This window comes from Spiroplasma endosymbiont of Sarcophaga variegata, from assembly GCF_965178695.1.
In the GTDB taxonomy this organism is placed as follows: domain Bacteria; phylum Bacillota_I; class Bacilli_A; order Mycoplasmatales; family Mycoplasmataceae; genus Spiroplasma; species Spiroplasma poulsonii.
This window is the reverse complement of the sequence record NZ_CBCXVU010000002.1, coordinates 953,272-979,705: the sequence shown is the minus strand read 5'-3', so window position 1 is coordinate 979,705 and position 26,434 is coordinate 953,272. Positions and strand designations below refer to the sequence as shown.

24 protein-coding genes and 2 pseudogenes are annotated in these 26,434 nt (G+C 29.0%); 11 read left to right on the top strand and 15 right to left on the bottom strand.

The window, feature by feature from the left end; all coding sequences use genetic code 4:
• Positions 1-3 precede the first annotated feature (3 nt).
• The 6 genes from uvrA to ACOBME_RS06835 all read right to left on the bottom strand — a co-directional run bounded on the left by uvrA (position 4) and on the right by ACOBME_RS06835 (position 5,855).
• Positions 4-2,850 carry an excinuclease ABC subunit UvrA gene (gene uvrA, locus ACOBME_RS06860; RefSeq protein ID WP_338965166.1) on the bottom strand — a complete coding sequence of 949 codons (2,847 nt, stop codon included), beginning with the start codon at positions 2,848-2,850 and terminating at the stop codon, positions 4-6.
• Positions 2,851-2,967: 117 nt separating this feature from the next.
• Complete coding sequence (locus tag ACOBME_RS06855; RefSeq protein ID WP_419334758.1) at positions 2,968-3,291, bottom strand: hypothetical protein; 324 nt, start codon at positions 3,289-3,291, stop codon at positions 2,968-2,970.
• Between the two features lie 43 nt (positions 3,292-3,334).
• A complete protein-coding gene (locus tag ACOBME_RS06850) occupies positions 3,335-3,826 on the bottom strand; it encodes a hypothetical protein (RefSeq protein WP_338965162.1) in 492 nt (163 codons plus the stop codon).
• A 33-nt stretch (positions 3,827-3,859) separates the two neighbouring features.
• The gene (locus tag ACOBME_RS06845) at positions 3,860-3,988 is read right to left on the bottom strand and encodes a hypothetical protein (RefSeq protein ID WP_338965159.1); all 129 of its coding nucleotides are present in this window, start codon (positions 3,986-3,988) and stop codon (positions 3,860-3,862) included.
• 24 nt (positions 3,989-4,012) lie between these two features.
• Positions 4,013-4,234, bottom strand: coding sequence for a GIY-YIG nuclease family protein (locus ACOBME_RS06840; RefSeq protein WP_338965156.1), 222 nt, complete (start codon positions 4,232-4,234; stop codon positions 4,013-4,015).
• Between the two features lie 88 nt (positions 4,235-4,322).
• Positions 4,323-5,855, bottom strand: a complete 1,533-nt coding sequence (locus tag ACOBME_RS06835) for an ABC-F family ATP-binding cassette domain-containing protein (RefSeq protein ID WP_338965154.1) — start codon at positions 5,853-5,855, stop codon at positions 4,323-4,325.
• Between the two features lie 149 nt (positions 5,856-6,004).
• On the opposite strand from ACOBME_RS06835, the gene ACOBME_RS06830 reads away from it, so the two are divergent.
• From ACOBME_RS06830 to ACOBME_RS06810, 5 genes are all read left to right on the top strand, one after another.
• Positions 6,005-6,967, top strand: coding sequence for an IS1/IS1595 family N-terminal zinc-binding domain-containing protein (locus tag ACOBME_RS06830; RefSeq protein ID WP_338963247.1), 963 nt, complete (start codon positions 6,005-6,007; stop codon positions 6,965-6,967).
• Positions 6,968-7,464: 497 nt separating this feature from the next.
• Positions 7,465-7,584, top strand: a complete 120-nt coding sequence (locus ACOBME_RS06825) for a lipoprotein (RefSeq protein ID WP_419334755.1) — start codon at positions 7,465-7,467, stop codon at positions 7,582-7,584.
• The gene (locus ACOBME_RS06820) at positions 7,578-8,369 is read left to right on the top strand and encodes a M60 family metallopeptidase (RefSeq protein ID WP_338965152.1); all 792 of its coding nucleotides are present in this window, start codon (positions 7,578-7,580) and stop codon (positions 8,367-8,369) included. The genes ACOBME_RS06825 and ACOBME_RS06820 overlap by 7 nt, the downstream gene beginning before the upstream one ends.
• 574 nt (positions 8,370-8,943) lie before the next feature.
• Positions 8,944-9,525, top strand: coding sequence for a putative mucin/carbohydrate-binding domain-containing protein (locus tag ACOBME_RS06815; protein ID WP_338965149.1), 582 nt, complete (start codon positions 8,944-8,946; stop codon positions 9,523-9,525).
• A gap of 633 nt (positions 9,526-10,158) precedes the next feature.
• The gene (locus ACOBME_RS06810) at positions 10,159-11,121 is read left to right on the top strand and encodes an IS1/IS1595 family N-terminal zinc-binding domain-containing protein (protein ID WP_338963247.1); all 963 of its coding nucleotides are present in this window, start codon (positions 10,159-10,161) and stop codon (positions 11,119-11,121) included.
• Between the two features lie 211 nt (positions 11,122-11,332).
• On the opposite strand, the gene tpiA is transcribed toward ACOBME_RS06810, so the two are convergent.
• The gene (gene tpiA / locus ACOBME_RS06805) at positions 11,333-12,070 is read right to left on the bottom strand and encodes a triose-phosphate isomerase (protein ID WP_338965146.1); all 738 of its coding nucleotides are present in this window, start codon (positions 12,068-12,070) and stop codon (positions 11,333-11,335) included.
• Positions 12,071-12,215: 145 nt separating this feature from the next.
• Between tpiA and ACOBME_RS06800 the strand changes: the two genes are divergently transcribed.
• Both ACOBME_RS06800 and ACOBME_RS06795 read left to right on the top strand, forming a co-directional pair.
• A complete protein-coding gene (locus ACOBME_RS06800; protein ID WP_338965143.1) occupies positions 12,216-13,178 on the top strand; it encodes an IS1/IS1595 family N-terminal zinc-binding domain-containing protein in 963 nt (320 codons plus the stop codon).
• Between the two features lie 160 nt (positions 13,179-13,338).
• Positions 13,339-13,695 carry a rhodanese-like domain-containing protein gene (locus ACOBME_RS06795; RefSeq protein ID WP_338965140.1) on the top strand — a complete coding sequence of 119 codons (357 nt, stop codon included), beginning with the start codon at positions 13,339-13,341 and terminating at the stop codon, positions 13,693-13,695.
• Here ACOBME_RS06795 and ACOBME_RS06790 read toward each other — a convergent pair.
• From ACOBME_RS06790 to ACOBME_RS06770, 5 genes are all read right to left on the bottom strand, one after another.
• On the bottom strand, positions 13,685-15,097 hold the full coding sequence (locus tag ACOBME_RS06790) for an APC family permease (protein ID WP_338965138.1): 1,413 nt from the start codon (positions 15,095-15,097) through the stop codon (positions 13,685-13,687). The two genes, ACOBME_RS06795 and ACOBME_RS06790, sit on opposite strands and share 11 nt — an antisense overlap.
• Positions 15,098-15,176: 79 nt before the next feature.
• Complete coding sequence (gene whiA, locus ACOBME_RS06785) at positions 15,177-16,112, bottom strand: DNA-binding protein WhiA (protein ID WP_419334751.1); 936 nt, start codon at positions 16,110-16,112, stop codon at positions 15,177-15,179.
• A 71-nt stretch (positions 16,113-16,183) separates the two neighbouring features.
• Complete coding sequence (secA, locus tag ACOBME_RS06780) at positions 16,184-18,571, bottom strand: preprotein translocase subunit SecA (RefSeq protein ID WP_338965134.1); 2,388 nt, start codon at positions 18,569-18,571, stop codon at positions 16,184-16,186.
• Positions 18,572-18,662: 91 nt separating this feature from the next.
• Positions 18,663-18,785 carry a hypothetical protein gene (locus ACOBME_RS06775; protein WP_338965131.1) on the bottom strand — a complete coding sequence of 41 codons (123 nt, stop codon included), beginning with the start codon at positions 18,783-18,785 and terminating at the stop codon, positions 18,663-18,665.
• Positions 18,786-18,915: 130 nt separating this feature from the next.
• A complete protein-coding gene (locus ACOBME_RS06770; RefSeq protein WP_338965128.1) occupies positions 18,916-19,131 on the bottom strand; it encodes an Lrp/AsnC family transcriptional regulator in 216 nt (71 codons plus the stop codon).
• A 259-nt stretch (positions 19,132-19,390) separates the two neighbouring features.
• Between ACOBME_RS06770 and argF the strand changes: the two are divergent.
• The 4 genes and pseudogenes from argF to aguA all read left to right on the top strand — a co-directional run bounded on the left by argF (position 19,391) and on the right by aguA (position 22,962).
• Positions 19,391-20,462, top strand: a pseudogene (argF, locus tag ACOBME_RS06765) (ornithine carbamoyltransferase).
• Between the two features lie 5 nt (positions 20,463-20,467).
• A complete protein-coding gene (locus ACOBME_RS06760; RefSeq protein WP_338965121.1) occupies positions 20,468-20,812 on the top strand; it encodes an amino acid permease in 345 nt (114 codons plus the stop codon).
• Positions 20,746-21,885 carry an APC family permease gene (locus ACOBME_RS06755; RefSeq protein ID WP_419334748.1) on the top strand — a complete coding sequence of 380 codons (1,140 nt, stop codon included), beginning with the start codon at positions 20,746-20,748 and terminating at the stop codon, positions 21,883-21,885. Before ACOBME_RS06760 ends, ACOBME_RS06755 begins: the two co-directional genes overlap by 67 nt.
• Positions 21,878-22,962 (top strand): annotated as a pseudogene (aguA, locus tag ACOBME_RS06750) (agmatine deiminase). Before ACOBME_RS06755 ends, aguA begins: the two are co-directional and overlap by 8 nt.
• Before the next feature lie 37 nt (positions 22,963-22,999).
• Here the strand turns inward: aguA and ACOBME_RS06745 are convergent.
• From ACOBME_RS06745 to ACOBME_RS06735, 3 genes are all read right to left on the bottom strand, one after another.
• Positions 23,000-24,235 carry a phosphoglycerate kinase gene (locus tag ACOBME_RS06745; protein ID WP_338965117.1) on the bottom strand — a complete coding sequence of 412 codons (1,236 nt, stop codon included), beginning with the start codon at positions 24,233-24,235 and terminating at the stop codon, positions 23,000-23,002.
• A gap of 65 nt (positions 24,236-24,300) precedes the next feature.
• The gene (trxB, locus tag ACOBME_RS06740) at positions 24,301-25,242 is read right to left on the bottom strand and encodes a thioredoxin-disulfide reductase (protein ID WP_338965114.1); all 942 of its coding nucleotides are present in this window, start codon (positions 25,240-25,242) and stop codon (positions 24,301-24,303) included.
• Complete coding sequence (locus ACOBME_RS06735) at positions 25,226-26,431, bottom strand: prolipoprotein diacylglyceryl transferase family protein (RefSeq protein WP_338965112.1); 1,206 nt, start codon at positions 26,429-26,431, stop codon at positions 25,226-25,228. Before ACOBME_RS06735 ends, trxB begins: the two co-directional genes overlap by 17 nt.
• Positions 26,432-26,434: the final 3 nt, after the last annotated feature.

The following is a 26,434-nucleotide window of genomic DNA, read 5'->3' as shown; positions in this document are numbered from 1 at the left end:
CAATTATTTTCCCTTATCCAATAATGGTTGTAAATATTGAGCGGTATAACTAATATCATTTTTTGCCGCAATTTGTTCGGGTGTTCCTGTTGCAATAACAGCTCCGCCACCAACACCACCTTCTGGCCCTAAGTCAATAATATAATCTGCTACTTTAATTACATCCAAGTTATGTTCAATCGTAACAACCGTATCACCATTATCGACAATTTTATTTAAAACTAACAATAACCTTTTAACATCATCAATATGTAACCCCGTTGTTGGTTCATCTAATAAAAATAATGTTTTTCCTGTTGTTCGTTTTAATAAAAATGTTGATAATTTAACTCGTTGTGCTTCACCACCTGACAACTCAGTTGCTGATTGTCCTAACTTAATATAACCCAAACCAACTTCTTGCATTGTTGCTAACTTTTGGCTAATCTTTGGTTGCTTTGCAAAAAATTCACAAGCTTGATCAACTGTCATTTCTAAAACATCATAAATATTTTTATCTTTGAACTTAACTAATAATGTTTCATCATTATATCTTTTTCCTTCACAAACTTCACAAGGAACATAAACCGTTGGTAAAAAATGCATTGAAATTTTAATAATTCCATCACCTTGACAATTCTCACAACGCCCACCAGGCACATTAAAAGAGAAACGCCCCTTTAAATAACCACGGGCCTTTGCCTCATTTGTATTTGCAAATAAATCACGAATGTCATCAAAGACAGAAGTATACGTCGCTGGATTACTCCGTGGCGTTTTTCCAATTGGATCTTGTGAAATATTAATAACCTTATCAATGTTAGCAATCCCAACAATTTTATCATAAGCACCGGGGCGATCAGTTGCCAATCCAAGATTTTTTTTAATTCCTTTTCATAAAATTTCATTCATTAATGTTGACTTCCCGCTACCAGAAACTCCGGTTAAACAAACAAATTTATTTAAAGGAATTGTTACATTAATATTTTTTAAATTATTTTCACGCGCTCCTTTAATCTCTAATGTTAGACCATTACCACCACGACGTTTAGTTGGTACTGTAATTTCTAATTCACCCGTCAAATATTTTCCAGTAATTGAATTTGGGTTTTGTTTAATGTCCTCAATACTTCCAGCAGCAACAACTTCACCACCATTAATTCCTGCCCGTGGACCAATATCAACAACATAATCACTGGCACGAATTGTATCTTCATCATGTTCAACAACAATTAAAGTATTTCCCAAGTCACGTAAACTTTTTAAGGTTTCAATTAATTTATCATTATCACGTTGATGTAATCCAATTGATGGTTCATCTAACACATATAGTACTCCAGTTAGTTGACTTCCAATTTGTGTTGCTAATCTAATTCGTTGTGCTTCTCCCCCTGATAAAGTTGAGGCATTCCGTGACAATGTTAAATAACTTAAACCAACACGGTTTAAAAAATCAAGACGATTAACTAATTCATTAATAACTAATCGTGCAATCTCTTGTTGTGATTCGGTTAAAACTAAATTTAAAATTTCTTTTAATTCATCTTCAACTGATAAATCGGTAAAATCAGAAATGCTAATATTATTAATTTTTACCGACAATGGAATTTCATTTAATCGTTTCCCCTGGCAAGTTCCACATTTTTTATCTGTCATAAATTGTTTGTAATATTCCCGAGCAGTTTCACTAGCAGTTTCCGTATAGCGCCGTTCAATTAATTGCCCAACTCCTTCAATATAATCATAACCACGCATAATATTACCGCTTGCTGTTTTAAAATTATATTCAATTGGTTCATCACTACCACGAATTAAATATCCTAACTGTTCTTTTGTCAAATCACTAACTGGTTGTTCTAAAACAATGTGATAGTGCTCTGCTAAAACTTTAAATTTTTGTCATTCAATATTTGTTGTGTTAACAATATTTTTTAAATAAACAATTGCTCCTTGCAAAATTGATAGTGAGCGATTTGGAATTAATAAATCTTCATCAACTTCTAATTTCACTCCTAACCCTTTACATTCATTACAAGCTCCAGCTGGTGAATTAAAAGAAAATAATCGTGGTTCTAATTCTGGAATCACAAAACCACAAATATTACATGAATAATTTGTTGAAAATAACGTTTCTTTTTGTTGATCAACAAAATCAATTTTTACTAAAGCATTTCCATATTTTAAAGCAACTTCAATTGCATCATGAATCCGACTCAATAAATCTTCCGAATTTTTATACACTAATCGGTCAATAATAATATCAATGTTTTGTCGTTTATTTTTGTCTAACTCAATTTCTTCATCTAATGTTTTAATTTCACCATTAACTTTTACCCGAATAAAACTTTCTTGTTTTAATCGTGCAAATAAATCTTTAAAACTCCCTTTTTTGTCACGCACAACTGTTGATAAAATCATAAACTTTTCACCTTCGTTTAAAAGTTGTTTTAAATTATTAATAATTTCCTTGATTGTTACTGACTTAATAACACCATGGCCATTAATACAATAAGGGGTTCCAACCCGAGCGTATAACAATCGCAAATAATCATAAATCTCCGTTACCGTTCCAACTGTACTTCGGGGATTATGACTAGTTGTCTTTTGATCAATTGAAATTGCTGGTGATAATCCATCAATTGCATCAACATCTGGTTTTTCATTTCCACCTAAAAATTGACGGGCATAACTCGACAAACTTTCAATATAACGTCGACGACCTTCCGCATAAATAGTATTAAAAGCTAATGATGATTTTCCACTCCCAGATAAGCCAGTAAAAACAACTAATTTATCTTTTGGAATTTGAACATCAATATTTTTTAAATTATTTTCACGTGCTCCTTTAACAACAATCCAATCTTTTCCCATTTTTTCACCTTCTTAATTATTATTTTGTAAAAGTAACATAGTAAAATGATATTATTTTTTAAAAATAATGCAAATATAGTTTAAAAAAATCTAACATTTGCTGTCAGATTAATAAAATTAGTTAAGTTCTGTAGCAAATTGACTTACTTTATTTTCAATAAAATAGGAATATTCTTTAACTAATTCTTTTTGTCCTTCTAAGAAGAATAAAATTTTCATGATTTTTTCTTTTAGTTCTGAAACTTCTTCATCACTACTATAATTTTCAATAAAATAAATCTCAACTAATTGCTCTGCAATTTCTTCATCAGCAACTGATTGTTCATAATAGTTATTGTAATTAGCTTCATTTAAAATTTCACCAACAAAATCGCGAAAAAGTTTATCATCATTAATTTTTGTTTTAATTTCTAATAATAATTCTTTTAATTCTGGTTTCATATTTTCCTCCCTTATTTTAACTACTTATATTGTACTATATAAATTAATTATTTTCTTGTTTAAATAATTTGTTATATTGTTGCAAATAATTTTCTCGTTTAGTTATCGTTTCATCCAAATCTTCATTAACCATTGTCTGCTTTGCTAAAAATTGACTTTTTTCATTTTCAAATGGTTTTAATACTCGCATCACAATTTTTTGTAATCGTAATGCTAACTCTTGACTATCCAATAATTGAATTGAATTTGTTAGAATCTTTTCGTAGTTAAAACCAGCTAAAGAAGCACTTGCGGACCCGACTAATTTTGCCCCATTTTTCAAAAGCATTCGTTGTAACCGGTCATATTCATCATCAAAATAATTTCGGTTAACATAAAATTCAACCTCATTTTCAAATTCTTGCCGATTCTTTCCAATTTTACGGCGAAAAATATTCCGGTTATTACCTGTTGTATATCCTTTTGCCATTAAATTTGATAAATCAGTTGTTAAATCAATATTTTGTTCAAGTTTTGCTTTTAAAATATAAAACACTCGTAACACATAGCCAATAAAAACCTGATTATTTTAATCACTAAAATCATAGTATTTTAAAATATCTAAGCAAATCATAATGTCATTTTGTAATGATTGTACTTGATATCGTTGATATAGTTGTGTTAACTCATCAACTAAAACTTGAATGTTGTTATCCATCCTACCCCCGTTTTAATATTACTATTATGATTTTACCACATCTGTTTTTATTACAAATGATAAATAAACATTTTGCTTTTGTAAAAAACTAATTTTATCAACCCGTGACAACTGCTTAAAAGCAGCTTCGCGTTGCATTGCGGCAGAACGAGTTTGATATTCTTCACTATAAATTATTTTAACTGGTCTTCGTTTTGATTGCGCCGTATATTTAGCCCCCGTTCCAAAATTATGTTCTTGCTTCACAGCGAACTAAATCAACAGTATATCCAGCATACAATGTTTTATCAGCACAAACTAGCACATAAAAATAATGTTTTTTCATAATTAGTTCCTATATCATTTTCTCAAAATCAAGCACTTTATCTGCTCAATTAACATTAAAATTAATATCATGGGTTGTAATTAAAACAGTTCCTTCAAATGCTTGAATTGCTTCTAATAATGCTTCTTTTGCCAAAACATCAATATGATTTGTCGGTTCATCTAAAATTAATAAACTACATGGTTCTAATGATAACGCTGATAAACGAACTTTTGTTTGTTCTCCCCCCGATAACTTTATCATTTGATTTTGCATTAACGTACTTTTAACTCCAAAGTTTGCTAAAATACTACGAATGCGCCCATCTTCAAGCTCAGGGTATAAATTTTTTAAATATTCAATTGGCGTCATATCCATAATTGCTTCAATTTGATGAAAATAAGCAATAACAACGCCATTCCCAAGTTTCAAAGTTCCCCCTAAACTCGGAATATTTCCAGCTAGCGTATTCAAAAAAGTTGTTTTTCCAATTCCATTATATCCACGAAAAATACACTTTTCACCATCACGAATATCAAATGTTAGTGGTTGAATTAACGGAAACTGATAACCAATTTCTAATTTTTCAGCACTAACAATGATTGTGCTTGCTGGGCGTTTATATTTAAAACTAAACTTTGGTTTAGTCAACTCATGACGCTTTTCAATAATTTCCATTTTATCAATTTGTTTTTGTCGTGATTGGGCACTTTTTGCTGTTGAAGCACGAGCCTTATTTTTTGCAACATAAGTTTCTAATTTTTTAATTAACCGTTCTTGTCCTTTTTGGGCTTTATCATATTGTTCGTTTTTTAATTCACTTAATGCTAAATACTGTTGATAATTTCCAACATAACGATTAACTGTTAAATTTTCAATTGCATAAATAACCTTTCCGACTTTATTAATAAAATCAATATCATGCGAAACCACTAAAAAAGCTTTGTCATAACTTTGCAAAAACTTTGCCAATCATTCAACTTGTTCTAAGTCTAAAAAGTTAGTTGGTTCATCTAACAATAAAAAATCATTTTCTGATAATAATAATTTTGCTAAGATAACTTTCCACCGTTGTCCCCCCGATAATTCTGATAACTTTGCATCTAACCTTGTGGGGTCAATTCCTAATCCATTAACTAAACTACGAATTTCTTTATCAATTGTTTCAAACCCATTTTGGTCTAAATGTTCTTGTAATTTTAAAGCTTTTACTAATTCATCTTCATCATAATTAGCACTCATTTTTTCATAAATATCATGAATTCTTTGTTCAATATCAAATAAATGTTGATATGTTAATTTTAAAAACTGATCAACGGTCAAACTACCATCTAACTCTTGGTGCTGATCTAAATAACCAATTTTAACTTTTGGATGTAAGTCAATCATTCCTTCATCAGGTGTAATTTTTCCATAAATAATACTTAATAAAGTAGTCTTCCCCGTTCCATTAGCCCCAATTAATGCTAGATGTTCACCCTTATTAATTCGAACTGTTGCGTTTTTATATAAAATCTTTCCACCGTTAGCATGACTTAAATTTTCAATATTAATTAAACTCATTTTAACCTCAATCCCTTATTACAATATATAATTATACCTTATTTTAAAATAGAAATAAAATAAAAGTTTCTTTAATTTTGTCGAAAACTCTTGATATTTATAAAATATACCTAAAATTAGGTATATTTTTAATATATAGAGGTAAATAAATGATGAAAAAAATAATTACAGAATTAATAAATAGCTTAACAGATGATCAATTTTTAGAATTTTATGAAAAAATAAAACAACAAGCAGACTTAATTAAAAAACAAAAACGTTTAAATGAAATTGATCAAAAATTTAGAGATAAAGGCATTATATGTCCTAATTGCAAATCTTTTCATTGTGTTAAAAATGGTCATAATTCCGAAGGAAAACAAAAATATTTATGTAAAAAATGTCGTGCTAGTTTTGATGCATTTCGTCATCATTTTACTTATTGAAGTCATTTAAATTATGAACAGTGAAATTTATTAATTCAAATTTCATTGTTAGGACAATCTAGTAAAATAATTTCTCGTTTTATTAAAACAACCCCAAAAACCGCTTGATATAATCGACAAAAATTAATGCAATCAAAACAATTAGAAAATACACAGTTAAAATTTAAAAAATTAAATGGTCAAATCCAAATGGATGAAACATTTATTAAAGAAATTCATAAAGGCAATTTTAAAGATAAATTTGATAAACGAAAAACTCATCTCGATCCATTTTCAACTGATACCAAATGCTGTATTCAAATGGCAGTTGATAGCAATAATAATATTTTTGTTCAATCCACCAATACCAAAAGATTACAAAAACAATGGATTATTGAAAATATGAATAAGCAACTAATTAAAGAAAAATCAATAATTATTTCTGATATGCAACCACTATATTTATTAGTAGCAAAACAAACAAATTCTACTCTATATTCCACCAAAACTAGTACAAACCCTGATACTAGTTATCAAAAGTTAAATAAGATTAGTAAATTACAATCCAGTCTTAAAGAAGCCTTAATTCATTATCATGGTTTGGGTTTCACTAATATTCAAAATTATTTAAAGCTCTGAAAATGAAAATACCAACACAAAGGTTTAACACCAAACCAACAATCAACGGTATTATATTTTAACGTTTAAAAAATTTAAAGCAAAATCATAATCTTACACAAAATTAGTTTTCAAATTGTCATATTGATGATTTTTTTTATTTCATCAAGAGTTTTCGACAAAATTAAAGAAAAGTTTTATATAAAATAACTTCTTAACATTACTGTCGAAATTTTTACATTTATTAAAAAACTTAATTTTAACTAATAAAATTTAGAATTAGTTTTTAAAAATATATTCGGTCTTATTTAATAATTAGTTTTATCAAGGTGTTAAGTTCATCATCTCTTTACATTTTTTTAAAAGATTATAAAATGAAAACATAATAATATGTAAAGGAGTGAAATTAATAATGCAACCTCTTGTTCATAATCTTAATAATGCTTGTCTAATGAAAGCATTATTAATTAATGCCTTACATACAAAATGCTTGTCTTTACTTAAAAAGGAGTATAAACCGCCAGCAGTCTAAACTTTAAAATAATTATAAAAATTAGAGAACTTAAAATACTAAGGAGGAAAATAACATGAAAAGGTTATTGAGTATTTTGGGGGCCGCCGGATTAACAATTACTAGCACAAACACAATTCTTGCATTCAAGATTTATTCAGACACTAGTATAGTATCAATACAAACCAATTGTTAAAAGAGAACTATCAATTTTTAAATAGTAGAGAAATTGCTGATCGAGAAAATCGTGTTCTTACACACTCAGAATTTAAACCAACATGATATTATTTACAAGCAAACAATACTTATAAAGTAACATTAAACCGTGATTTAACAGACAATGAATTAGGACAGATTAAACTATCAATTGGGCAGTGAGGACAATACAAAAAAATAAATGAAAACAAAAATAGTGTTTTTAGTCATTTTGTAATTCCAACAAAAGCTAATTTTATTACTTTTTATTTAGAAACTGATGGCGTTCTTTATCTTGCCGATAATAATCTAACGGATTTACAAGTAACTAGCGTGACAGCAGAAAATTCTAATGCTGTTATTAAAATGCCAACTTTTAAAATAAATAAATCTAATCAATATGATTTTATTAATGGTGTTTTAAACACAAATTCTCCTTTTGTTGAATTTGTTTCTAATCATTTTATTGCTACAATGCAAACAGAAATGATTATTAAGAAAGTTTTTCCCCGCCTAGAACAACATTTTAATGCTATTTTAGCAGGGTGAGATAAAACGTGAAAATATACTAATGAAATTCTTGGTTTAAATGAAGCAAATGAGGGAATCAATAAAAAATATCCACAATATGTTCATATTGCCAACGAAAATGATAGTAATGGTTATGCTAATGCTAGTGATAATCGAATAATGTTTCAAAATAGTACTTCAGCTGGACAAGATTTATTTTTAGATCAAATTTCTGGTCAATGAGCACTATGACATGAAACTGGTCATACTTATTAAAGTTCCCAATATAAATGAAACGATTTAGGAGAAGTTACTAATAATATTAGTGCCCTATATGTCCAAGAACATTTTAATGTTCCATTGCGAATTTTCAATTACATTAAAGAAATTAAATTATTTTTCCAAACTCCAATTGAAAAACGAGATTTTAATAAAATAAAACAAGAACCTTTGTGAGTTAAACTAGCAATGTTTTGAAAATTACAAATGGCATTTGGCAAAAACTTTTATCCACAATTAAATCAAACTTATCGCGCAATGCTTAATACAGAAAAAACGAACTTAATAGTGATCAAGTTAAAATTCAAAATTTTATTATTCATACATCAGAAATATCAGGTTATAATTTAGCACCATTCTTTCAAGAATGAGGTTTATCACCAACTAAAGAAACTAAAAATATTATTAGTAAATATCAACGTTTAACAAAACCAATTTGAAATAACATCATCGAATAATTAACAAAAGAGCACCCAATTGTTCAAAAAATTATGCCAATAAAAAAATAGCATCAACCAAAGAAATTGCTGCAAAAAATGTAACAATAAATTTTGGTGATGAATTTAAAACAATGAGTGCAATTAAAAAAATTTTTACAGTGCCTAATTTAAGTGACGATGAAAAAATAACAGTAGCTACTGATTATAATTCAGCAGTAAACACATTTTTAAAAGACAAAAATACTTTGTTAGTTCCTGTTGAATTGAAAATTGCTCAAAAAAATAAAATTCCAAATATTCAAAAATATTTGTTTAAGTTAAACAAATTAAATAATACAATGGTATTCCAAGGAATCAGTGATGGATATAAAGGAATAATTGGTTTACATTCACAAGATAAAGTAATTAAATTTGATGGTAATTCTGAAGAAATTCATTATTATTTTAAACACGAAATGTACTATACTATTAAAATTAAAAATAATCTTGGTGAGTTAATAAAAGATATTGTTATTACTGGTGATCAAAATTTCGCTGAAATTATTAAAAAACATGATTTAACTAATGGCATTAAATATGATGAAAATTATCAAATTGAAATTATTCCTGCCGAAGGAAATCGTGTTCAAATTTTTAACAATGATAAATATCAACCATTAAATGGCCCCAAAACATATATCATTAAAAATGATAATTTAGTTGAAATAAAATAAAAAAATTAATTTAAAATAGGAAAGATTAATAATAATCTTTCCTATTTTTTAATTAAAACAAATATTAATCATACCAGAGTTTTTATAACATAAAATTATCTTTTATAAAATAGTATTAACCTTATTATTATTCCAACGCACTGTGATTATTAGAATCAATATCAAATTGAGTTGATACTAGATAATTTACTTTCTTTGTCATTTTTTTGCTTTACCATCACTAATTTCAAATAAGCGTGATCCAGCCTTAAGAGCTAGAGTTATAACCCCTTTACTATAATTAGCAGAATGTTCATCTGGTTTTACTGAAACATTAACATCATTAAGAGTAAGAACAGTTCCATTTAACAAATTAATAGTTTTTTAACATAATTTACCATCTTTTACCAAATTGCCTTCCTAAAAAACAAGATTTTTACTATTATACAAAAAAAACAATATAATAAGTTTGAGAAATTATTTAATTTCTCAAACTTATTCCTATTTTTAAAAGCTTATAATTTTAATAAATTTAATTATAACTAAAAATAGTTAGAATCTAATTAATCATTTTCTTTAATTTTGTCGAAAACTCTTGATATTTATAAAATATACCTAAAATTAGGTATATTTTTAATATATAGAGGTAAATAAATGATGAAAAAAATAATTACAGAATTAATAAATAGCTTAACAGATGATCAATTTTTAGAATTTTATGAAAAAATAAAACAACAAGCAGACTTAATTAAAAAACAAAAACGTTTAAATGAAATTGATCAAAAATTTAGAGATAAAGGCATTATATGTCCTAATTGCAAATCTTTTCATTGTGTTAAAAATGGTCATAATTCCGAAGGAAAACAAAAATATTTATGTAAAAAATGTCGTGCTAGTTTTGATGCATTTCGTCATCATTTTACTTATTGAAGTCATTTAAATTATGAACAGTGAAATTTATTAATTCAAATTTCATTGTTAGGACAATCTAGTAAAATAATTTCTCGTTTTATTAAAACAACCCCAAAAACCGCTTGATATAATCGACAAAAATTAATGCAATCAAAACAATTAGAAAATACACAGTTAAAATTTAAAAAATTAAATGGTCAAATCCAAATGGATGAAACATTTATTAAAGAAATTCATAAAGGCAATTTTAAAGATAAATTTGATAAACGAAAAACTCATCTCGATCCATTTTCAACTGATACCAAATGCTGTATTCAAATGGCAGTTGATAGCAATAATAATATTTTTGTTCAATCCACCAATACCAAAAGATTACAAAAACAATGGATTATTGAAAATATGAATAAGCAACTAATTAAAGAAAAATCAATAATTATTTCTGATATGCAACCACTATATTTATTAGTAGCAAAACAAACAAATTCTACTCTATATTCCACCAAAACTAGTACAAACCCTGATACTAGTTATCAAAAGTTAAATAAGATTAGTAAATTACAATCCAGTCTTAAAGAAGCCTTAATTCATTATCATGGTTTGGGTTTCACTAATATTCAAAATTATTTAAAGCTCTGAAAATGAAAATACCAACACAAAGGTTTAACACCAAACCAACAATCAACGGTATTATATTTTAACGTTTAAAAAATTTAAAGCAAAATCATAATCTTACACAAAATTAGTTTTCAAATTGTCATATTGATGATTTTTTTTATTTCATCAAGAGTTTTCGACAAAATTAAAGATCATTTTCAAAATAAAAGTTATATTTTTAAAATATAACTTTTTTTATTTTAACGCATCGGATTCAAAAACAATAACTGGCAAAAATTATTCAGTCCCTTTTTATTCCTCTTTATTTTACTAATCCTAAGAAAGTTTGTGGTTCTAAACTAGCTCCCCCAACTAAAGCACCATCAATATCAGGTTGTGCTAATAATTCCTTAATATTATCTGGTTTAACACTACCACCATATTGAATTCGAATTACACTTGCTACTACCTCATCATAAAGCGCAGCAATTTTAGTACGAATTATCGCACAAACTTTTTGAGCAATTTCAGCAGTTGCTGTTTTTCCAGTTCCAATTGCTCAAATTGGTTCATAAGCAATAACAACTGTTTTTGCATCTTCCAAATCAATTCCCTGAAAAGCTTTTGCAATTTGATTTTCAACAATTTGTTGAGTTTCATTATTTTCATATTGTTGTAATGTTTCACCACAACAAATAATTGGAATCATTCCCTTTGCTAATAATTTTTTTGCTTTTAAATTAACAGTTTCATCAGTTTCATTAAACATTTGACGACGCTCAGAATGCCCAATAATAACATGTGTTATTTTTAAATCTTCTAACATATCAACTGAAATTTCACCAGTAAAGGCCCCAAAATCTTCATAATGACAGTTTTGCGCCGCAATAATTAAATTTTTAGCATATTGTTTTGCAACAGCTAAATTAACATATGGTACTGCTACTCCTGCTTCTAATGTCAGATTAGCACAAGCAGCATCAACTTGTTTTAAAAATTCAATTGTTTCACTCGTTGTCTTATGCATTTTTCAGTTTCCAATAATAATTGGTTTTCGCATTTTTTTCCCTCGTTTCTTTTCTATAATAACATTTTAATTATATACTTAAATTTTATAAATTTCCTCTTTAATTTTGTCGAAAACTCTTGATATTTATAAAATATACCTAAAATTAGGTATATTTTTAATATATAGAGGTAAATAAATGATGAAAAAAATAATTACAGAATTAATAAATAGCTTAACAGATGATCAATTTTTAGAATTTTATGAAAAAATAAAACAACAAGCAGACTTAATTAAAAAACAAAAACGTTTAAATGAAATTGATCAAAAATTTAGAGATAAAGGCATTATATGTCCTAATTGCAAATCTTTTCATTGTGTTAAAAATGGTCATAATTCCGAAGGAAAACAAAAATATTTATGTAAAAAATGTCGTGCTAGTTTTGATGCATTTCGTCATCATTTTACTTATTGAAGTCATTTAAATTATGAACAGTGAAATTTATTAATTCAAATTTCATTGTTAGGAAAATCTAGTAAAATAATTTCTCGTTTTATTAAAACAACCCCAAAAACCGCTTGATATAATCGACAAAAATTAATGCAATCAAAACAATTAGAAAATACACAGTTAAAATTTAAAAAATTAAATGGTCAAATCCAAATGGATGAAACATTTATTAAAGAAATTCATAAAGGCAATTTTAAAGATAAATTTGATAAACGAAAAACTCATCTCGATCCATTTTCAACTGATACCAAATGCTGTATTCAAATGGCAGTTGATAGCAATAATAATATTTTTGTTCAATCCACCAATACCAAAAGATTACAAAAACAATGGATTATTGAAAATATGAATAAGCAACTAATTAAAGAAAAATCAATAATTATTTCTGATATGCAACCACTATATTTATTAGTAGCAAAACAAACAAATTCTACTCTATATTCCACCAAAACTAGTACAAACCCTGATACTAGTTATCAAAAGTTAAATAAGATTAGTAAATTACAATCCAGTCTTAAAGAAGCCTTAATTCATTATCATGGTTTGGGTTTCACTAATATTCAAAATTATTTAAAGCTCTGAAAATGAAAATACCAACACAAAGGTTTAACACCAAACCAACAATCAATGGTATTATATTTTAACGTTTAAAAAATTTAAAGCAAAATCATAATCTTACACAAAATTAGTTTTCAAATTGTCATATTGATGATTTTTTTTATTTCATCAAGAGTTTTCGACAAAATTAAAGAATTTCCTAGTAAAATAATAACTTTCTTAATGTTATAATATATTACAAAGAGGTGAAAAGATGTTTTTTTCAGCATTTCAAATTAAATATAATACAAAATCAATTAAAAAATTACCAAAAATTAATAATTCTAAAAAATGATTAATTATAGATGTTCGCCCAAAAGAAGAATGACATGAAAGTCATATTACTAATAGTATTAATATTTCTCATCATTTGTTCCGTTTAATTTATTCAAAAAAAGTTATTAAAGATAAAAAAATCCTTTTTATTTCAAGTGCAGGTCATTCACATCTTGACTTATATCGTTTGCTAAAAAAACATAATTTTAAAGTTTATATTTTGATGGGCGGCTGAAAAAAAGTTCACCACACTGATGAAATTGATAAAATCTTAACTTATAACCCTATTGATTAATTTTATTAATCATTGGGGTTTTTATTTGGTATGGAACTGGGGGCGCTGTTTTGCTTAATAATAATTCATTAATTTCTCACAAAATTAAACTTCCTCCAACAATAATTATTAAACTATATAAGGTATTGTGATTACTTTTAAAAGCAACAAAACTATAAATAATATAGCAAATTGAAACTACTAACAAGAAGATCGCAAAACCAGCATAGTAATACATTCCTTTTACTTTCGTTACTTCAACCCGCTTTGTATAACGATTTACTCATACTGCAACAATTAAACTAATATAACAAATAAAAGCAACAAAACTAACAGCATTTGAAGAGATATCTAACAAATAAAGCGGATCATCTTTGACTGCTAAACTAGTTCCCATAATAATTAAGTTAAAACTAACTGTAATTGTCATTTGAATTAAACCAATTTGTTGATAACTTAGTTCTCTTTTACCAATGTAGACAAGACGTTCATCTTGAACAGTTTGTCCCAATGCTGGTGAAACAAATGTTAAACCGTTAATACTCATTAATGCGGTAATAACAATAAATCAAGTTAAAATACGGGCAATTGGTCCACTAATAATGTTATTAAATAAACTAAAAACACTTCCATCATTTGTTCCTAAAAATAATGAAATAACTTGAATCAAGTAAAAAACCGTAATAAAAACCATTGCCACAAATAATGCTTTTGGGACAACATTTTTGTTAGAAACTTCTTTTTGTAATCCGGCGGCATAAATAAAGCCATCAAAAGAAAATAACACCGGCAAAAGACCCATAAAGAAATTCCCAAATTTTAATTCTTTAAAAGTATCAAACACGTTACCACTCATTGGAATAATAAATCCAAGAATTAAACTTACCACTAGTGGAATAAATTTAACAAAAGTCCCGATTGTTTGTACTCATTTTCCAACATTTCGTAAAAAAATATTTAATAAGTAAAACAAAATTAAAAGAATACTACCCACACTAATTGCAATTGCATTTTGTGTTCCCTTCGTAATACTCGTTACTTCTAACGCATCAAACATTGCATTAATACTAAAAATTGGAAAAATTCCTAGTAAGATTGGAAAATAAAAAAAGATATAAAAAATTGAAAACAAACTTCCAACCTTACGACCAATTAAGACATTGGCTCATAATGCTAATGTTCCATTACCACTCTTTGTGTTAATGGAAGCAATTTCAATAAAAACCATAATCATCGCAATTCCTAAAATTCCAACTAAAATTCATAGGGCAATTGCTAAATATGGATTTTGAGTAAAATATAAAACATGGCCCTCAGAAGTATCATTTTTTAAATAAATCCCAATTCCGATTGTAATTCCAACAGCCGTTGAAAAAACAGTTAAAAATTCAAAGAACTTAACATGTTTTTTCGTTTTTCCCATAATTTTTTTCCTCCATTTTCAAATACATAACCTTCAATAAACATATCTTATAAAAAAGATAAGTAAATTATAGCATATCTTATTTTTGGTTTTCATAATATTTTTTCTTAATTTCACGAAACAAATGATTAACTCCCGACTTTGAAATTTCTAAATTATGTTCACTTTCTAATAATAGTGAAAGGTCTTGTAATGATGCATCGGGATAAGAAACCCGTAATAATGCAACTTTTCGAGTATTATCATTTAGTTCATCAAATAAATTATGATCCAACAAATAATTAATCATAACGGCCTGTTCTTCTCCAGCTTTCATTGCCTTCTGTTGATTTGAAATCTCAACGTTATTTAACCGATTAATACTGTTTACCATATCGCGCGAAATGCGGGTATTTTCAAATGCTAAAACACTATTAATTGAATCAATTAATTTTAGAAAATCAGAAACTAAAATTGATTTCTTAAGATAACAAACACATTTATCATGTCGCATAATTATTTTAAAAGGAAAATGAAATTTATGTAATAATTTACGAAAAGTTTGTGCGGAAATTTCATCAATAAACTGTACCTCTAAGTGATAGTTACTTGTTTCAGGGGAATTAACACTACCACACGCAACAAAAATCCCCGCAATATAAGCACGTTGTTGACGTTCACTTCAATCAACTGGAATTGTAATAATCTTTTCGTTAGTGTCAGCGTCAAAAATATTTAAGTCTTTTAAAATTTCAGCTGCCCGTTCTTCAATCCGCAGAATAAACGTTTTATGTTTCTTTAATTTTGTTGTTTGCATAATAATAATGTCAATTTCAACGTGGTATAAGTTTTTAAGAAACATATAAATTGTTCGAATAATTGCGTTACTAATTGAACTAACTTCAAAATTAAAATAATGGTTACTAATATTTAATGTCATATTATATTTAACAAAACCACATAGAAAAGCTTTTTGACAAATTAGGTCAAATTCTTTTTTAACAATTTCCTCTTTAACTTCTAACGCAAAACTCATTTTTATCCCTCTTTTAATTCTCGTTTAATAGTACAGAAAAAACCACTATCTTGGCATAGTGGTTTGGACAATTAACCTTTTTGTTTAAATTCGCGAACCTCTTGTTCAGAATCTTGTATTGGTTCAATTCCCCCATCCTCAACTTTTCGGATTACAACATTTGCTAATTTAATAACAACTTCATGGGCAATTGATAATTGCATATGTTCAAATAATTTTGCCGCTTCTTCAACATAAGCATGAATCGGATTAGTTTGTGCATAACTACGTAAATAAATCCCACTTCGTAATTTACTTGCTTGATCAATGTGCTTTGTTCAATATTCATCAAACGAAGAAATAATCGCATTTCGTTCAATTTGGTTCATCACATCAACAGGAACTTCTTCTGTTCGCGCACGATAAAAGCCATTCATTTTTTCAGCAAGATATTTTGCAACTTCCTCTCGCGTCATTTTTTCCATTACTGTTTTATCTAACACATTATTTGCAACAACTTTATCATTAACACCTTTAATTAATTCATCATAATGAATAAATCACTCACCATGTGATTGATTTCCAAACATTTTTGTTAAATCATATGCTGCTGAATACTGCATCTTTTTAATAATTGGTTTTAAATCAGTAGCTGTTAAGATTTGATCACGACGAGCATACATTGCTTCACGGTGTTGTGCTAAAACATTATCATAATCTAAAATGTGTTTTCGTTGATCAAAATTCATTCCTTCAACTTTTTTTTGTGCATTTGAAATTGCTCTTGTTAACATTCGTGATTGGATAAAGTCTGATCCTAATCTTGCAAAAATGCGGCGTAGGCGATCACCACCAAAACGCATCATTAACTCATCATCCATTGCAACATAAAAACGCGAAAATCCGGGATCACCTTGTCGTCCTGAACGTCCTCGTAACTGATTATCAATCCGACGAGCTTCATTTCGTTCAACACCAAACACGGCCAAGCCACCAAGTTCTGTTACTCCTGCACCTAATTTAATGTCCGTTCCCCGACCAGCCATATTTGTTGCTAAGGTAATTACCCCCTTTTCTCCAGCTTCCGCAATAATATCCGCTTCTCGTTCATGGTTCTTAGCATTTAACATTTCAAATTTTAAATTAGCATTTCGTAAATAATGCGAAACAATTTCTGATGATTCAACCGAAGTTGTCCCAATTAGAATTGGTTGTCCTTTTTCATGTAAAGTCAGAATTTCTTTTATCATTGCTTGCATTTTTGCATCACGATTTGCAAACATATAGTCTGCTTCATCACGACGAATTAGGGGGCGATTAGTTGGAATCTGAATTACTCGCATATTATAAATTTTAACAAACTCTTCTTCTTCTGTTTTTGCCGTTCCGGTCATTCCACTTAATTTATTATATAAACGGAAAAAGTTTTGATAAGTGATTGTTGCCATTGTTACTGTTTCTTGTTCAATTTCAACATATTCTTTTGCTTGTAATGATTGTTGTAAACCATCACTATATGCCCGTCCTGGCATTAACCGTCCAGTAAACTGGTCAATTAAAATAATTTCATTATTTTGAACAACATACTCAACTCCATTTTTAAAAACAAAGTTAGCTTTTAAAGCATTTAAAATTAAATGATATAATTCGGTATTTTTAATATCAAATAATGAATTAATTGAAAAAATCTTTTCTGCTTTTGAAATTCCCTCTGGCGTTAAATACACTTGTTTTGTTTCTAAATCAATTTCAAGATCATTTTTGCGTGCCAATGATTTTGCAAAATGATCAGTTGCTTGATATTGTGGAATTCGATTTTGGCGACCTCCCGAAATAATTAATGGTGTTCTTGATTCGTCAATTAAAATTGAATCAGCCTCATCAATAATAGCATAGTTTAATCCGTGTTGTACTTTATCACTAAAGTTTTTAACCATATTATCACGTAAATAATCAAACCCTAATTCAGCGTTAGTTGTATAAGTAATATCACAACTATAGGCTTTTCTCTTTTCATCTTTATTTCCACTAAGAGTATTTAACCCTACTGTTAAACCTAAAAATGAAAACACTTGACCATTAATATCGTAATCCCGTTTTGATAAATATTCATTAACAGTAACAACATGGACTCCTTTCCCAGTTAAACCATTTAAATATGTTGGCATTAAGGCAGTTAAGGTTTTCCCTTCCCCGGTTTTCATTTCCGCAACATCACCTTCATGTAGAACAATTCCCCCAATTAATTGAACACAATAAGCATGCAAACCTAAAATACGACGCGCTGCTTCCCGCGCCACCGCAAAGGCCTCAACTAAAATGTCATCTAATGTTGCACCTTGTGCTAATTTCTCTTTAAATTCAGCTGTTTTTGCTTTTAATGCTTCATCAGACAATGCTTGCATTGCTCCATCTAAGGCTATAATCTTATCTGCTATTTTTCCATGTTTTTTTACAATATTACGGTCGCTAACTGCCATGTAACTATCTCCTCTATTCTACACAATTATAAACAATCATTTTTATTATATCATAAAAAATAATGTTCGCATAATTATTGCACAATGTTAATTAACGATAATTCTTATCCTCTGGTTTTCATGAATAAGAATCTCATAAAATCTCACTTATTAAATAATACTTAACATCTAAAACACCAGGATAATTCTCTAATTCACTAATAAAATTAATCATTTATTTTCCTGACTGAAACCAACATTGAATTGCAAAGTCTTGGTCATGTCAATGACGTGATAAGTATGAAACATAAACTTTATTATGTAATAATTCTTGTAAAACTTTAATATCAACATCATGCTCAATTTTAAAAAAAAATATCAACAAAATTAACATAACCAAAAGCATTTGGGTTAACAATACAAATAGGTTTAATAATATTTTGCCCCATTAACTTATTAATTCGCATACGAATTGTTTTTTCAGAAATATTAATTGTTTTACTAATTTTGCGTACTGAAATGCGACTATCTTTTTGCAACTGCCCAATAATATCCCGATCTATTTCATCCAATCTAATCATACTATTACCTCTCAATTTTAATTAAAAAAACAAAATAACCTGATTTCATTCCAATAGGTCCTTATTTTAACCATTATTTTATAATTAAAATGTTAATGCTACTGATTAAAATCCTTTAATGTCCTTTTTTATGCCTTAATATTAACTTATTTCCGAAAAAAAATCCATTTTTTTCCTAATTAATTATAAAATAATTAGAATCTTAATTTGTAAAATGTTGCGAGAAAAATATAATAAAAGCAAAGAGAGGAGAATTACAATGAATCAATTACGACATTTTATTGATACACAAGATTTTAGTAAGAATGAAATCTTGGATTTATTAACGCTAATGAAAAAACTAAAAACTGCTCGTTATAATGGTGCAATTCCACCCTTATTACAAAATAAAACATTAGCAATGATTTTTGAAGAACCTCCAACAAGAACAAGGGTTTCTTTTGAAGCAGCAATGACATTATTGGGCGGACATGCACAATATTTAAAACCTGGAGAAATTCATCTTGGCCAAAAAGAGTCTCTTTATTACACAATTAAAGTTTTATCACATATATATGACTGATGGAATTTTAATTCGGGCTTGAAAACACGAAACAGTAACGGCAATTGCCAAAAATGCTGATGTTCCTGTTTTTAACGGCCTAAGTGATTATAATCATCCGACACAAGCCTTATGTGATTTATTTACGATCTTAGAACACACTGACCCAACCTTGTATTTGAATAATGACTTTAGCAAATTAAAAATTGTTTTTATTGGTGATCGAACTAATGTTTGTAGTTCGTTAATGCACATTACGACAAAAATGGGAATGAACTTTGTTCATATTGCCCCGAAAAAATATCAATCACCACCAGAGTGAATTGATATTGCCAAAGCAAACATTAAAGAAAACAATAGCGGTAGTATTTTAATTACGGAAGATTTAAATTATGTTAAAGATGCCAATATTATTTATACTGATTTATGATGATGAGTTGACCAAGAAGATGAAGCAGACGAACGTGTAAAAGCCTTTAAACCAACTTATCAAATTACTAATTCCCTAATGGCAAAAGCGGGACCACAAGCAAGATTTATGCACTGTTTGCCAGCTTCACGAAACATTGAAGTTATGGATGAAGTTATTGATGGAACTCAATCAATTGTTTTTCAACAAGCTGAAAACCGTTTAACTGCCCAACTGGCCTTGTTAGTTTACTTTATCTATCAATGCCTCGATATTGCCACAGAATATACAAAAATTTATCATAGTGGTGATATTACTAGTTGATTATATAATATTCAGCGTCCGTGAAAACAACGTTATACTTTTAATCATAAAGAATAATCTTTATGAAAACAAAGAAATTAAAAATAACTGATATTATCCTTTTTACCTTTAGTGCCATTTTTGTCCTTGACTCATTTGCTGCTGCTGCAAAAATTGGATGATCATCAATTATTTATTGATTTTTACTCGCAATCTTTTATTTTCTTCCGTATGGTTTTATTAGTGCTGAATTAAGTTCTACCTTTGGTGCTGAAGGTGGAATGTATGTTTGAGTGAAAAAAGCGTTTGGACGAAAATGAGCTGCACGAACAAATTGGTTATATTGAATTAACGTTGGACTATGAATGCCATCTGTTTACTTAGCTTTTTCAAGTACCTTATCATTTGCCTTTTTAATAATACGCTAAACTTTTGAATTCAAATTGGAATTGCCTTATTGCTAACTTGAATTACAATCGTATTAAATTTTATTCGGTTAGAGAAACTAAAATCAATTCCAAATTTAACATCAGTCGCAAAATTAATTGTAACTGTTGCCTTAATTGCGGGTGCAATTTACTGATTAGCAAATGGGCATCCAGTTTCAACTCCAATTAATGATGCAAAATTTGGTTTTTTACCTTCCTGATCAACAGGTGTTATCTTTCTGCCGGTTATTATTTATAATTTTTCTGGCTTTGAATTACAAAGTAATGCTACTGATGAAATTGATAATCCCCGAAAAACAATTCCAAAAAGTATTTTAATTAGTGTAATTATTATCATTATTTGTTATTTAATTGGAACCGCCGCTGTTAACATTATTGTTAATGTTAACCACCTTGATGAAGCAAATGGAATTATCCAATCAATTGGTGCTGCTTTTAAAGCACCCTGAATTACAATGATTGTTGCTATTTTTATCTTGTTTACTTTCTTTGGAACAATGATTACTTGAACATCTGGCGCAAACTTAGCAATTAAAGAAGCGGCTGAAGACGGTGAATTTCCAAGCATCTTTGCTTCTAAATTAAAAAATGATACACCATTATGAGCATCAATTATTACCGGTATTATTTCAACTATTGTTATTTTAATTGGCGGAGCAATGCTATCAGTAACACCAAATGTTGCAAACCTATTTTGAACCTTATATGCTTTTTCATCGCTGATGTTTTTAGCCCCTTACTTTTTAATCTTTCCTGCCTATATTAAGTTACTGCTTAGCAAGCCTAATATTGAACGGCCATTTAAAATTAAAGGACCCCTATGAGTTCAATGAATTATTGTTTTACTTCCAACCATTATTATTATTTTTTCTGTTATTTTGTTTATTTTTGGTAGTATTATTGTTAAGAATGACACCTGAGCTTTCAATGGTGGCGGGCAACACGTTACCTTTTGTATTGTTTGGAGCATTATCGTCATTATTGTTGGAGAAATCTTAATTAGTTACAACAAATGAAAACATAAAAAAGGAGGAACACAACAACATGAATAAGTTATTAAAAACAATATCGCAAGATGATGAATATTATATGCCCGGAGAATTCGAACCACACCAAGGCTGTTGAATGGTTTTCCCGGAACGAATTGATAATTGACGAAAAAATGCTGAACCCGCACAAATTGTATATGCAAAAGTTGCTAATACAATTAATAAATATGAGCCTGTAACAATGATTACTTCGCCACGAACAAAAGAAATTGCCAAAAAATTATTGGATCCAACCATTAAAATTTTAATCTTCGAAAACGACGATGCCTGAATGCGTGATATTGGTCCAACCTTTTTAAAAAAAGTGGTAATGTCTATGCTGTTGATTGAGTATTTAATGCGTGAGGAGGTTTAAATGGTGGCTTATACTTTCCATGGGATAATGATGATAAAATTGCCGCTGAAGTATGTGCTTATTTAAACATTGATCGTTATCGTACTTCGTTTGTTTTAGAAGGAGGTAGTATTTATGTTGATGGTGAAGGAACCTTATATACGACAGAAGAATGTTTATTAAATCCTAATCGTAATCCAGATTTATCAAAAGCAGAAATTGAAGCAGCTTTAAAAAAATACTTAAATATTAAAAAAGTAATTTGATTACCCTACGGAATTTTCAATGATGAAACAAGTGGCCATATTGATAATATGTGCTGTGTTGTTAAACCAGGAACCGTTCTCTTGGCCTGAACTGATTATCAAAATGATCCCCAATATGAACGTAGTCTTGATGCCCTCAAAGTGCTAGAAACAACAACTGATGCAATGGGTCGTAAAATTAAAGTAATTAAATTGCCAATTCCAACACCAATGTATACAACAAGAGAAGATACTAGTGATATTGTTGACAAAGAACATGTTAAAGCACGATTAGAAAATACCCGCTTAGCTGGTAGTTATGTTAATTTCTACATCACTAATGGTGCAATCATTTTACCAATCTTTAATTTAGCAACCGATCAACAAGCAATTGATATTATTAGTACTGCTTTCCCACATCATAAGATTGAAACAATTTATGCTTATGAAATTTTATTGGGTGGTGGAAACATTCACTGTATTACACAACAACAACTTTAACAAAGAAAAAAACGACAACATTGTCGTTTTTTATGTCCTATTTATTTTGAACAGCTTCAATTCCCGGTAACGGTTTACCTTCCATATATTCTAGGCTTGACCCACCACCAGTTGAAATATGGGTGAATTTATCTTTATAACCCAACTGAATTGCAGCAGCCGCTGAATCACCACCACCAATTAGGGTAAGGGCATCTTTTAATTCGGCAATTGATTCACAAACAGCTTTTGTTCCAATACTATAGTTACTAAATTCGAACACTCCCATTGGTCCGTTTCAAGCAACTGTTTTAGCACCAGCTAACTCTTTTTTAAAAAACTCAATTGTTTTTGGCCCAATATCTAAGCCCATATAACCTTCATCAATCTCAACTCCGTTAGTAACTTTTGCTGGAACATCAGCAAATTCTGGTGCTTCTAACGCATCAATTGGTAAAATAATTTTCCCATTAGCTTTTGCTAAAAACTCTTTTGCAATATCAATTTTATCAGCTTCTAATAATGAATTTCCAATGTTATGACCTTGGGCGGCAAAAAAAGTATATGCCATTCCCCCGCCAATTAAAATCTTATCCGCTTTTGTTAATAAATGTTCAATTACACCAATTTTATCTGAAACTTTAGCCCCACCAATAATTGCAACAAATGGTTTAACTGGATTATCAACTCCTTGTGATAACATTTTTACTTCTTTTTCAACTAGAAATCCCAAGCATGATTCCTTAATATTTGAAGCAATCCCGACATTTGAAGCATGAGCACGATGCGCTGTTCCAAAAGCATCATTAACAAAAACATCACCTAAACTCGCTCAATATTTTCCTAATGCTGCATCATTTTTACTTTCACGTTTTGCAGTTGCATTGCCATTATCATCAACACTAACTTGCCCATCTTTATCAAGAATGTCAGCAAATCTGGTATTTTGAAATAAAATAACATCTTGTTCTTGCATTTCATTAATTGCTGCTTCTAATTCTTTTCCTTCAAAAGCATCAACAAATTTAACTGGTTGTCCTAACTTTTGTTCCAAAACTTTAGCAACCGGCGCCATATCACGTTTTTCTAAATCAGCTACTGTTTTTACTTTTCCCAAATGTGAAAATAAAATAACTTTTGCCTGATGCTCTAGCAAATATTTAATTGTTGGTAATGCTGCTGTGATTCGATTATCATTTGTTACTTGCCCATCTTTCATTGGCACATTAAAATCAACTCTAACTAAAACTTTTTTCCCATTAACTTGAACATCTTTTAATTCTTTTTTATTCATAATAACTACTTTCTCACTTTCTTTTGTGCTTTATCTAATATATATCTTATCGTAAATTTTTCCTTTTAACAGCAATTATCAAGATATTCTAAGGCAAATTGCGCTGCTTTTGCCCCGTCACTAACAGCTGTTGCAATTTGACGCAATGTTGTATTCGTCACATCACCAGTTGCATATAACCCCGGCACTTTTGTTAAACATTTATTATCAACAATAAAGTATCCATTTTCATCTAAGACATCTAAATTTTTTGCAAAATCACTAATTGGAATTGCACCAATATATGGAAAGACTGCGCTAACTTCTAATTCTGTTATTTCATCAGTTTTAACATTTTTGACAACAATTGCTGTTACCCGATTTGCATCAACATCTTTAATTTCTGTTACAATGCTATCAACAATAAAATCAATTTTAGGGTTAGCCTTTGCTTTATTAACAATGTTCATATCCGCACGGAATTGGTCACGACGATGAATCAAATAAACTTTATTAACAAACCGTGCTAAATACATTGCTTCTTCAATTGCAGCATAACCACCACCAACAACAACGACATCTTTTCTTCGATATAAAGCACCATCACAAACAGCACAGTACGAAACACCACGACTATTTAATTCAATTTCCCCAGGAATTCCCAATTTTCGTTCAACAGTTCCAGTTGCCACAATTACTACTTTTGCAAATAATTTTTTACCCGATAATAAATCTAATTCAAATAAATTATCTTTTTTAGTAATATTTGTTACGCGTTCTGCTAAATAGGGAATATTTAATTTTTGGGTTTGTTCAAACATTTTTAATGCTAAATCTGGGCCTTGAATACTATCAAACCCCGGATAATTTTCAATTTCACTGGTTTTTGTTATTTTTCCTCCTGGAGCCCCTTTTTCAATCATTGCAATCTTGGCCATTGCCCGTGCCCCATAAATTGCAGCAGTTATCCCCCCTGGTCCTGCACCAATGATTAATATATCATATATTTCATTAGTATTGTTTTTCATACAATCATCCGCCTTTTCTTCATTTCATAACAGCTATTCAATGTGCAAATAATATTAAAATTAAACCAATCCCAATCATTAAACTAAGAATAACATAATCAAGGATCCGCATATTTTTAATAAATAAATCATGATCATCACGTTGTGTTTCTAAAATTATCCGAATAATATTATAACCAGCAAGGTACATTCCTGTTTGGATCCCACAACGGAAAATCTTTAATCGATGGGGATTTTCTACTTTTTCTAACTCTCGTTTATCAGCTTTTAAAATTTGTTTTAAAAGTGCACCGTGATATTTAAAGTAAGTTTTCATTACTTGTTTTTTTGTCATTTTATGTTTATTTTTAAAATAAACTTTTTTTAAATTTACCTCCTGTGATAGGTTATTGACTATCATTGGGTCAGGTTTAATATCATAATATCATTTTGCTCAAATCCCTTTTCACGATAGTTTCGTAAAATCGGGTTCTTCTTTTTTAAACCGTCAATAATAACTATAACGAAATATTAATGGTAATGCAATCACAATTAAAATTCATAATAAAATATTGGCAAATGATTCATATAAAAAAATTGGTTGAAAATATTGCACATTATTAAAATCAGTTGGATCAACAGGACCACCACCAATTCCGACCGCTTGTGTTGGGTGAAAATTATTTGGTATTGGATCAGGAACATATCATTTAAACAAATTGTCGCGAATAAAACTTGGTAGTCACATTAATTGCTCTCGTGCAACAGCTGCTCCCAATAACTCATGATTAAAAAAATTACCTCAACGCCCAATTGCTTGTGCTAATAAAATATTTGGAACAATTGAATCAGCATAAACTCAAATGGAAATATTATGTTTCCGTGATTCAAATCCAAATCAAATTCACCCGGTTATTAAACCAAAAATTAAACCACCATGAATACTCATTCCTGGTTGTCAAAACGAAAATAACGTAAAAAAGAAAATTGGATTCTTAGCATCGTATTTTCCAAAAAAACTAGCTCCTAATAAAGCAATTGGTGAAATAACAAAGATTCCTAAATATAATCCTTGGGTGGGAATATGGCGTTTACAAAAATTAACTCATGACAAAATAATTGTAATTGCAAAACCACAAAAAATTAAAAATCAATATGGTCGAAATCAATTCCCATAAGTATCATAGGCAATTCATATTCCTAAATTCACCAG